At 69.2% G+C, this 9656-nt stretch carries 8 protein-coding genes, 1 tRNA gene and 1 pseudogene; 7 read left to right on the top strand and 3 right to left on the bottom strand.

Annotation, left to right across the window (positions count from 1 at the left end):
* Window positions 1-258 precede the first annotated feature (258 nt).
* From BB334_RS00990 to BB334_RS00960, 7 genes are all read left to right on the top strand, one after another.
* Window positions 259-1209 carry a TAXI family TRAP transporter solute-binding subunit gene (locus BB334_RS00990; protein WP_068803435.1) on the top strand — a complete coding sequence of 317 codons (951 nt, stop codon included), beginning with the start codon at window positions 259-261 and terminating at the stop codon, window positions 1207-1209.
* A gap of 90 nt (window positions 1210-1299) precedes the next feature.
* Entirely contained in the window at window positions 1300-3333 is a 2034-nt protein-coding gene (locus BB334_RS00985) for a TRAP transporter permease (protein ID WP_068803434.1), read from the top strand.
* 52 nt (window positions 3334-3385) lie between these two features.
* The gene (locus BB334_RS00980; protein WP_232756620.1) at window positions 3386-3742 is read left to right on the top strand and encodes a DUF1850 domain-containing protein; all 357 of its coding nucleotides are present in this window, start codon (window positions 3386-3388) and stop codon (window positions 3740-3742) included.
* 16 nt (window positions 3743-3758) lie between these two features.
* A complete protein-coding gene (locus BB334_RS00975) occupies window positions 3759-5567 on the top strand; it encodes a sensor histidine kinase (protein WP_068803432.1) in 1809 nt (602 codons plus the stop codon).
* Window positions 5564-6916 (top strand): sigma-54-dependent transcriptional regulator, encoded by a 1353-nt coding sequence (locus BB334_RS00970; protein ID WP_068803431.1) that lies wholly within the window; start codon window positions 5564-5566, stop codon window positions 6914-6916. The genes BB334_RS00975 and BB334_RS00970 overlap by 4 nt, the downstream gene beginning before the upstream one ends.
* A 73-nt stretch (window positions 6917-6989) precedes the next feature.
* Window positions 6990-7065, top strand: a tRNA-Thr gene (locus tag BB334_RS00965).
* 88 nt (window positions 7066-7153) lie between these two features.
* Window positions 7154-7504, top strand: a complete 351-nt coding sequence (locus BB334_RS00960) for a hypothetical protein (protein WP_068803430.1) — start codon at window positions 7154-7156, stop codon at window positions 7502-7504.
* Window positions 7505-7511: 7 nt separating this feature from the next.
* Here BB334_RS00960 and BB334_RS00955 read toward each other — a convergent pair whose 3' ends face one another.
* The 3 genes and pseudogenes from BB334_RS00955 to BB334_RS18335 all read right to left on the bottom strand — a co-directional run.
* On the bottom strand, window positions 7512-8021 hold the full coding sequence (locus tag BB334_RS00955; RefSeq protein ID WP_068803429.1) for an LEA type 2 family protein: 510 nt from the start codon (window positions 8019-8021) through the stop codon (window positions 7512-7514).
* A 67-nt stretch (window positions 8022-8088) separates the two neighbouring features.
* The gene (locus tag BB334_RS00950) at window positions 8089-9300 is read right to left on the bottom strand and encodes a glycoside hydrolase family 2 TIM barrel-domain containing protein (RefSeq protein WP_108722482.1); all 1212 of its coding nucleotides are present in this window, start codon (window positions 9298-9300) and stop codon (window positions 8089-8091) included.
* Window positions 9301-9331: 31 nt separating this feature from the next.
* Window positions 9332-9656 (bottom strand): annotated as a pseudogene (locus tag BB334_RS18335) (hypothetical protein); the annotation flags it as partial.

Genomic DNA, 9656 nt, shown 5'->3' with positions numbered 1-9656 from the left:
AAAGGAGGTGCGATGAGTGGCGGCTGGCGGCGGTTCCACGCTTGTGCAGTGCAGTGTGCGGGATCCCCGACTGTCCTGCCCCTCCGATTCCGGGAATCCGCCTTGGCCGCGCCTCCCGCCGGTCGAGCGGCCGGCGCACCCTCTGTCAGGGCGGGGAAAAGTCGCGGACGCTGTCGCCTGACGAATGGCACGAGACTTGCATGAGCGTACATGTCCATTGATGGGCAAATAACCAAGACTTATCGAGGAGACTCCCAGATGAAATCCGTGATCCGCAAGTGTGTGATCGGCACCGCCTTCGTCGCGGCCACCTCGGCCGCTTCGGCGGCGACCTTCGTCAATGTGCTCACCGGCGGCACGAGTGGCGTCTATTACCCGCTGGGTGTGACCCTGTCGCAGATCTACGGTGAGGTCATTGCCGACAGCAAGGTGCAGGTGCAGGCGACCAAGGCCTCGGCCGAGAACCTCAACCTGCTGCAGGCGGGTCGCGGCGAAATCGGCTTCTCGCTTGCCGACTCGGTGTCGGACGCGTGGAAGGGCAACGCGGATGCGGGCTTCACCAAGCCGCTCGACAGGCTGCGCGCGATCGCCTCCGTGTATCCCAACTACATCCAGATCGTCGCGCTTGCGGACGCCAACGTGAAGTCGCTCGCCGACCTCAAGGGCAAGCGCATCTCGGTGGGTGCGCCGCGCTCGGGGACGGAGATCAATGCGCGTGCCATCCTGAAGGCCGCCGGCCTGTCGTACGCCGATTTCGCCAAGGTCGAATACCTGCCCTTCGGCGAGTCGGTCGAACTGATGAAGAACCGCCAGATCGACGTCACGCTGCAGTCCGCGGGCCTCGGCGTCGCTGCGCTGCGCGACCTTTCGGCGGCGGTGAAGGTGAACTTCGTCCCGGTGCCGGCCGAGGTGGTGGCAAAGGTGGGCGATCCCGCCTACCAGACGGCCAGGCTGCCGGCGGACACCTATGAGGGTCAGTCGGCCGATGTCGACACCGTCGCCATCAACAACCTGCTCGTGACCCACGAAAAGGTCTCCGAGGAAGTGGCCTACCAGATGACCAAGGGCATCTACGACAACCTCGAGCGTCTCGGCAATTCGCACTCCGCGGCGCGCCAGATCAAGCTCGAGAAGGCGGCCGAGGGGCTGCCGATTCCCCTGCACCCCGGTGCCGAGAAGTTCTATCGCGAGAAGGGCCTGATCGAGTAAGCCTTTCCACCCGTTCTGCCGTCGCGCCGGGCCATCATCGTCCCGCGCGGCGGCAGTCGTCCGCCCGCCGAACGTCTGCCCGGGACCGCCATGAGTACATCTAGCAATTCGCCTGCCGTCGAGGCAGGCAAGGGGATGCTGCGCGTCGTTTTCTACAGCGCCATCCTGTTTTCAGTGTTCCAGCTCGTCTCCTCAGCGTTCAGTCCGCTGTCCAGCACCGTGGTGCGTGCGCTGCACGTCGGCTTCCTGCTGCTGCTGACCTTCCTGCTCTACCCGCTCAGGGGTGGCCAGGGTCGCACGAGCATCGTCACCAAGGCGGTCGGCTTCGGCGCGCTGCTGCTGGCGACCTATCACTGGATCTACGAGGCCGAGCTGGTCGCCCGCGCGGGCGAGCTGACCGACACCGACATGGCGGTGGGCGTCGTCACCATCGTGCTCGTGTTCGAGGCGGCGCGCCGCATCATGGGCATGGCCTTGCCGCTGATCTGCCTGATGTTTCTGGGCTATGCGCTGTTCGGCGAGCACCTGCCGGGCGCGCTCGCACACCGCGGCTACGGCCTCGACCAGGTGGTCGGCCAGCTCGCCTTCGGCACCGAAGGCATCTACGGCACACCGACCTACGTGTCGTCAAGCTACATCTTCCTCTTCATCCTGTTCGGCGCCTTCCTCGAGCAGGCGGGCATGATCACGCTGTTCACCGACTTCGCGCTCGGCACGGTCGGCCATACCAAGGGCGGACCGGCGAAGGTGTCGGTGGTGTCGTCGGGCCTGATGGGCACGATCAACGGTTCGGGGGTGGCGAACGTGGTTACCACCGGCCAGTTCACCATCCCGCTGATGAAGCAGTTCGGCTACAAGCCGGCCTTCGCCGGCGCGGTCGAGGCGACCAGCTCGATGGGCGGGCAGATCATGCCGCCGGTGATGGGCGCGGTGGCCTTCATCATGGCCGAGACCATCAACGTGCCCTATGTCGAGATCGCCAAGGCGGCGGCGATTCCGGCCACGCTCTATTTCTTCACCGTGTTCTGGATGGTGCATCTCGAGGCGGGCCGGGCAGGGCTGAAGGGCCTGCCGAAGGAGGACTGCCCCGATCCGTGGGTCGCAGTCAAGGCACGTTGGTACCTGTTGTTGCCGCTCGCCGGGCTGGTCTACCTGCTGTTCGCCGGCTTCACGCCGATGTTCGCGGGCATGTTCGGCCTCGCGCTCACCGTGGTGCTGATCTTCGGCGCCTCGTTCGCGAAGGGGCTCAACGGCACCTCCTTGCGGCTGGTGTTCTGGGTCGCGCTCGGCCTGGCCTGCTCAGCCTTCGCCAAGGTCGGCATTATCTCGGTGGTGGTCGTGGTCGCAGTGCTGGCGGTGTTGCTGGCGCTGCGCAAGGACGGGCGGGACACGCTGAAGGTGGCGGTGACCGCGCTGGTGGAGGGCGCGCTGCACGCCCTCCCGGTCGGCGTGGCCTGCGCGCTGGTGGGGGTGATCATCGGCTCGCTGACGCTCACCGGCGGTGCCACCACCTTCGCCGGCTACATCATCCAGGTCGGCCAGGACAGCCTGTTCCTGTCCCTGGTGCTGACGATGCTGACCTGCCTCGTGCTGGGGATGGGCATCCCGACGATCCCGAACTACATCATCACCAGCTCGATCGCCGCGCCCGCGCTGCTCGACCTCGGCGTGCCGCTGATCGTGTCGCACATGTTCGTCTTCTACTTCGGCATCATGGCCGACCTGACGCCGCCAGTCGCGCTCGCCGCCTTTGCCGCGGCGCCGATCGCCAAGGAGAGCGGGCTCAAGATCGGCGTGCGAGCGGTGCAGATCGCGATCGCCGGCTTCGTCGTGCCCTACATGGCGGTCTATGCGCCCGAGCTGATGCTGCAGGGCGACAAGGGGCTGGACGCGACGATCTACGTCGTGTTCAAGGCGCTGCTCGCGGTCATGCTGTGGGGGATGGCGGTGGTGGGGCACTTCCGCTCACCGATGAATCCGCTCGAGCGCGCGCTCTGCTTCGTCGCCGCCACGACGCTGGTCGTGGCCCTGCCGGTCACCGACGAGGTGGGCTTCGCGCTCGCGGCCCTGGTCCTCGGCTGGCACATCTGGCGCTCGCGCAGCGCGCAGGCCCTCACGGTGTGAGGGGCGTGTGATGGGTGTGTGTCTCGCCACCAGTGTCGCGACTGCGGCGCTGGTGGCAAACGCCTTTACGCTGGCTTGGACGCATTCGATCGAACGGGTACGCTGGGAGGAAGTGTGGCGGGTCGAGGGCGAAGCGCTGGTGCTGCAGACCGTGCGCGTCCGCGGCCATGGCGCCGGCATGGAGCCACCGCCGGGCGCGGTCCTGCAGGACGGCGTGTGGGTCTGGCATCCGGGGACGCGCCACACGCTGCTGCGCCTGACCCGCTCCGAGCATACGGCCGACTACGACTGGTGCGATGAGGCCGGCGCCTGCCACCCGCTCGCGGCGCTCCTGCCGTCGGACGGTGGCGTGACCGAGCTGCGCGCGTGCACAATGCCGGCCGCGGCGGTACGCGGTCCGTCATACTGATCGGAGATCCCCCCGCATGCGTCCCAGTCCGCACCGGCTTCCCTTCGCGCGCGCGATGGCGCTTCTGGCGATCGTGCTGCCGCTGGCTTGGGCGGTGCATGCCTACCGGCTGACGTCCGGCATGGACGAGTTGTCGCGCCATGCGGCGCAACGACTCGCCCTCTTGTCGGCAAGCCTCGACGCCGCCTTGCTGCGTTTCGAGAGCCTGCCCTCGACGCTCGCCCAGCACCCGCTGCTGCACGCACTTCTTGCCGATCCGCACAATCCTGACCTGCTCGCGCGCAGCAATGCCCTGCTCGAGCAGATCAACGATCGCGCGGGGGCCGGCATGCTCTACCTGATCGCTGCGGACGGCAACACGCTCGCAGCGAGCAATTGGCGTCGGCAGGACTCCTTCGTCGGCGAGAACTACGCCTTCCGCCCGTATTTCCGGGATGCGCTGACGGGCAGCGCCGGGCGCTTCTTCGCCGTCGGCGCCACGACCCGGGTCCCCGGCTTTTTCATCGCCCACCCGGTGCATGACCCGCACGGGGTGATCGGCGTACTCGCGGTGAAGGTGGAACTGACCGAGCTCGAACGGACATGGGCCGACAGCGGCGAGTCGGTGATGGTCGTCGACGGTCACGGCGTGGTGGCGCTGACTTCGAACGCGGACTGGAAGTTCGGCACCCTCGCGCCGCTCACGGACGCCTCGCGGAGCGAACTGGAGCGGACGCGCCAGTACTATTCCGCCGCGCTGACCCCGCTGGCGATGCACTGGGCGGATGCGGGGCGCGCGAGAATCGGACGCGCCGAGTACGTGGTCGGCAGCCGTGCGCTGGACTGGCTCGACTGGCGCATGCTGATGCTGCAGGAGACCGCGCCGGTGCGCGCCGCGGCATGGCAGTCGGTGGCCGGCGTGGGCCTCGTCCTGAGCGTCCTGCTGGCCGCTGGGCTGTACTGGCGGCAGCGGGTGCGGCGCCTGCGCGAGCGCCTGGCCGCGCAGGCCGAACTTGAACGCATCGTGGCCGAGCGCACCGCCGATCTCGCCGCCACCAACGAGCAGCTGTTGCGTGAGATCTCCGAGCGCACGTCGGCCGAGCAAAGATTGCGCAGCGCGCAGCGCGCGCTGATCGAGGCCAACCGTCTCGCCGCCCTCGGCCAGATGGCGGCGGGCGTCGCGCACGAAATCAACCAGCCCCTCGCCGCGATGCGCAGCTTCGCCGGCAACGCGCTCACCTTCCTCGAGCGCGGGCGGCTCGAACCGCTGCGCGACAACCTGCAGCAGATCATCGGCCTGGTCGAGCGCATGGCCCGGCTCACCTCCCAGCTCAAGGTGTTCGCGTCGCGCCAGCAGGCGAGCGGCGGCAGCGCGTCCGCCGCGCAGGCGATGCAGGTGGTTGAGGGCTGGTTCCGCGAGCGCCTCGCCAAGGCGGGGGTGCGGCTCGCTACCGAGGACGCCGGGCTGCAGTTTCCGCTGCAGCCTCAGGCGCTGGAGCAGGTGATGTCGAATCTGGTCGGCAATGCGCTCGATGCGCTGGTCGGTCGTACCGACGGACGGATCGAGTTGCGCACCCGCATCTCCGACGGTCGCCGGTGCCTCGAAGTCGCGGACAATGGACCGGGCATCGATGCCGCGCTGCGCGAGCGTATCTTGCAGCCCTTCTTTTCGACCAAGCCGCTCGGGCAGGGATTGGGGCTCGGCCTTTCCATCGTCGGCGATCTGGTCGAGGCCTCGGGCGGGCGGCTCGAGGTGCTCGATCGCGCGGGCGGCGGCGCACTGGTGCGGGCGAGCTGGCCGGTCGGGCGCGAGGGCGCACGAATCACCAAGGAAAACAGGGCATGAGCGAACAGGCGATCCGCGTCGTCTATGTGGAGGACGACGAAGCGGTGCGCGCCGCGGGGCGGCAGACCTTCGCCCTCGCGGACATGGATGTCATCGATTTTCCGCGCGCGGAAGCCGCGCTGGCGGAGCTCGGCACCGAGCGCGCGGTCGTGCTCGTCACCGATGTGCGCCTGCCGGGCATGGATGGCATGAGCCTGCTGCGGCGGGCGAGCGAGATCGACCCCGACCTGCCGGTCATCCTCGTCACCGGCCACGGCGACGTCGGCATGGCGGTCGAGGCGATGCGCACCGGCGCCTACGACTTCATCGAGAAGCCGTTCGCGCCCGAGCATCTGGTCGAGGTGGTCGGCCGGGCGATGGAAAAGCGCCGCCTGGTGCTGGAGAACCGCGCGCTGAAAGCGCGTCTGGCGCAGGCGGACGGTGTCGGCGGGCTGATCGGCGACAGTGGGGGGATGCGGAACGTGCGCCGGCTGGTGATCGAGCTCGGCGATACCGACGTCGACGTGCTGATCGAAGGCGAGACCGGCACCGGCAAGGAACGCGTGGCGCGCGGCCTGCATGAGGCGGGGCGCCGCCGCAGCGGCAACTTCGTCGCGATCAACTGCGCCGCCTTGCCCGAGAGCGTGTTCGAGAGCGAAATGTTCGGTGTCGAGCCGGGCGCGTACACCGGCGCCACGCGCAGCCGCGCCGGCAAGATCGAGCACGCCAGCGGCGGCACGCTCTTCCTCGACGAGATCGAGGGCATGGCTCTGCCGCTGCAGGCCAAGTTGCTGCGCGTGCTGCAGGAGCGGGTCGTCGAGCGTCTGGGCGCCAACCGCCTCGTCCCGGTCGATTGCCGGGTGGTGGCGGCGACCAAGCTCGATCTGAAGGCGGAGGTGGCGGCGGGGCGTTTCCGCGCCGACCTCTATTACCGGCTCAATGTCGTCACCATCGGGCTGCCCCCGTTGCGCGCCAGGCGCGAAGACATTCCGCAGCTTTTCTCCGCCTTCTGCCTGGAGGCCGCCGAGCGCTACCATCGGCCGCCTCCCGCGCTGTCGCCGGCGGTATTCGACTGGCTGATGGGCCAGGACTGGCCGGGCAATGTACGCGAGCTGCAGCATGTGGCCGATCGTCTGGTACTCGGGGTGTGGCGACCGGGCGCCGAGCTCGCAGCCGTCGAGGGCGCCGGGCTGGCCCAGCGCCTCGCCGCCTTCGAGCACCTGCTCATCGACAACGCCCTGCGCCAGTGCAATGGCGACGTGGCTGCGGCCGCCGAGGCCCTGGCAGTGCCGCGCAAGACGCTCTACGACAAGATCGGCCGCTTCGGCATCGACATGTCGGCCTACCGCGGGGGTGAGGCGCGCGCCTGAGCCCCATCCGTGGGGACCGGAATCGAACACGGCTTGATGCGGCCCGCGGCGTGCGGTATATTCCGCGCTCTTCGCCGGTGTAGCTCAGTTGGTAGAGCAGCGCATTCGTAATGCGAAGGTCGTAGGTTCGACTCCTATCACCGGCACCAATGGAATCAAGCGGACTCGCCAACCCAACAGGGTTGGCGTTTTGCTTTGCGGCGCCGCCTGAGGCGCGCGGGGAACGGTGAGCAGGCCATGAGCGGGTTCGAGAATCACCAACGCACACTCGGCGAGATCGAGCTCCAGATCGAGCGGACTGCGGTGGCCCTGGGGATCGACTGGAGCAACGATGCGCAGGTGCGCGCCCTCGCGCGCGAGGCGCTGGCCGGTAGCGAGGCGCATGCGGCGCTCGCCGCCGACACCACCGACTACCGCGCGCGCGCGAAGCTCGAACTCTTCGGCCTCGCTGCGCTGATGCTGCGCACGATGGAGGAGACCGCCGCCGACATGGGCTACGAGAGCCACGGCGGCATCGTGTGGAAGGCCTTCGCCCGCGCGCTATGGGCGGAGAAGGCGCAGCGCGAGGCTGCGCCGCGCGAGGACTGAAGCCGGTTCAGCGCTTGCCGCTGCGCGGTGCCGCGAGGCTCAGCCGTCCCTCGTCGCTGAAGCGCACGGTGCCGAACAGGCCGCCGGCGAGCTTGCCGCGCAGTACGTAGGGAAGATCCTCCAGATCAGCGTTCTCGGCCAGCCCGAGGGCCTGGCGCACTGCCGCCAGCGCTGACACACTGACCGGCACGGTCAGCACGGTCTCGCCGAAGCGTGGCACGCTTCCGCGCTGGTCGCTGACCCCGCTCGCGAAGCTGAGGTCGTTCACATCCAGTTCGACGGCGACGCCGTCATACACGATCGCGCTGTCGTTCGGATTCTGCACCCTGAGCTTCACCGCGAAGCGCAACTCCAGGCCTTCGCCCCGCATCGGTTCGATGCCCACGACGTCGATCCGCAGCGGGTCGCGATCGGGCAGGGAGGCGCATCCGCCGAGCGCGGTCATCGCCAGGAGGGCGAGGACGAGCAGCAGCAGGCGCGATACGGATGGGGCGAGCGGGACGGCGGGGACGGGCATGGTCGACTCCGGTGGCGACGGTTCGGGACCATTGTAGCGGCCGCGCTTCGCCGCGGGCGGCGCGCGCTCAGCGCACCAGGAAGGGCAGGTTGGCGGTCGCCGCCTTGCCCTTGCGGTCGCGAATCGTCATGAACAGCCGGTACGCGCCGGGCCGTTCGGGGCCGACGAAGCGGACGGTGGCGGCGTCAGCATGCAGAACGCGCACCGGGATGCGCGCCGGCGGCGGCTCGAGGTCATCGTGCGGGGCGCGGCCGGCCGACTCGGCCACCACCTTCCATTCGGTGCGCAGCGGCGAACCGTCGAAGGAGACCGCATCGACCCCGGCCGAGATCTCCTGGCCGGGGTCGAACGCGTCGGCGGCGATACCGATGCCGCGGATCCGCGGGGCGGGCTCGCTGACCCTGCGGCCCCAGGCTTCGCTCAGGGCGTCGGTCATCGCGGTGAGGCTGCCGTCAGCCAGCAGCAGGCCGTGCCAGGTCCCGGTCTGTTCCTGCTTCGCGCCCCACAGGAATGGAAAGCTGCCCGTCACCTGCGGCTGGCGGGCGAGGAAGGCAAGTGCCTCGCGGTAAAAGGCGGCCTTCTCGGTGCTGGTGGGCTCGACCGGCGCCCCCCACGGCTTGCGCCCCGCCTGCCACTGGCCGAGCGGCCCGAACTCGGTGACCACCACCGGCTTGGTGATCGCTGCTGCACGCAGCCGGCCGGGCAGGGCGAACACCGCGCCGCCGTAGAGGTTGATGCCCAGCAGGTCGACGCTGGCGCAGCAGTCCGCGAGCAGGCGCAGTTGCTCGTCGCCGGTGTCGGCCACCGACATCAGGGTCGGATGCGCCGGGTCGAGTCGCTTGACGATGCCGGCCAGGCGGTCGATCTCGCGCCACATCGGCAGCGGATCGCGTTCGCCGATCTCGACCTCGTTGCCCACGCCCCAGGCGAGCAGGGCCGGATGATTGCGGTGGCGCTCGACGAAGGCGCGGAGGTCGCGCTCCTGCGCCGCCACCGCCGCGGCGTCGTCGATGCGGAAGCCGTGGCGCGGATGTGCGACCCACAGCCCCATCACCACCTTCAGGCCGAGGCGCGCCGCCTCGTCGAGCACCCAGGCGTCGGTGTCGTGGTGATAGACGCGCACAACCCGGCCGCCGGCGGCGGCTAGCTTTTCGAGCGTGGCGCGGTCGCCGGCGAAAGCCGCACCCTGCCATTGGGAGGGGGGCGCAGCCGCCGGCGCGGTGCACAGGACGGCGGCGAACAGCGCGGCGGTGAACTGGCGGAGCGGATGCTTCGGCAAGAGGGGTCTCCGGTAAGGGCCGGCGCGATGCTCAGGCCCGGAAAAGGTGATCGGGCAGCTCGACGTCGAGTTCGACCGCCTCGAAGTCGACCGTTTCGATCGGTCTGCCGCTGGTGGCGAAGCTCTGTACCCGCTGCGGGAAGAGACTGTCGGTGGCGAGCCGCAGACGGTAGCGGTGAACGCCGGCGACCGCGGCGCCCGCGTCGCCGATCACCTCGAGTACCCGTGAAGCCTGCGCGTCTTCGCCGCCTTCCTCCACCGTACCGACACTGCCGCGAGCGCCCAGCGCGATCAGGTTGTCGAACAGGGCACCGACGTCCGAACGGTCGATCCGATGACCACGCGGACCGCGCACC

This window comes from Thauera phenolivorans (assembly GCF_001696715.1).
In the GTDB taxonomy this organism is placed as follows: Bacteria; Pseudomonadota; Gammaproteobacteria; order Burkholderiales; family Rhodocyclaceae; genus Thauera; species Thauera phenolivorans.
The sequence above is the reverse complement of the archived record's forward strand: the minus strand, read 5'-3'. Positions and strand labels throughout refer to the sequence as shown.

Coding starts and splice junctions, on each gene's coding strand:
- BB334_RS00990 (WP_068803435.1), top strand. CDS start 259: ATGAAATCCGTGATCCGCAAGTGTGTGATCGGCACCGCCTTCGTCGCG.
- BB334_RS00985 (WP_068803434.1), top strand. CDS start 1,300: ATGAGTACATCTAGCAATTCGCCTGCCGTCGAGGCAGGCAAGGGGATG.
- BB334_RS00975 (WP_068803432.1), top strand. CDS start 3,759: ATGCGTCCCAGTCCGCACCGGCTTCCCTTCGCGCGCGCGATGGCGCTT.
- BB334_RS00970 (WP_068803431.1), top strand. CDS start 5,564: ATGAGCGAACAGGCGATCCGCGTCGTCTATGTGGAGGACGACGAAGCG.
- BB334_RS00960 (WP_068803430.1), top strand. CDS start 7,154: ATGAGCGGGTTCGAGAATCACCAACGCACACTCGGCGAGATCGAGCTC.
- BB334_RS00955 (WP_068803429.1), bottom strand. CDS start 8,021: ATGCCCGTCCCCGCCGTCCCGCTCGCCCCATCCGTATCGCGCCTGCTG.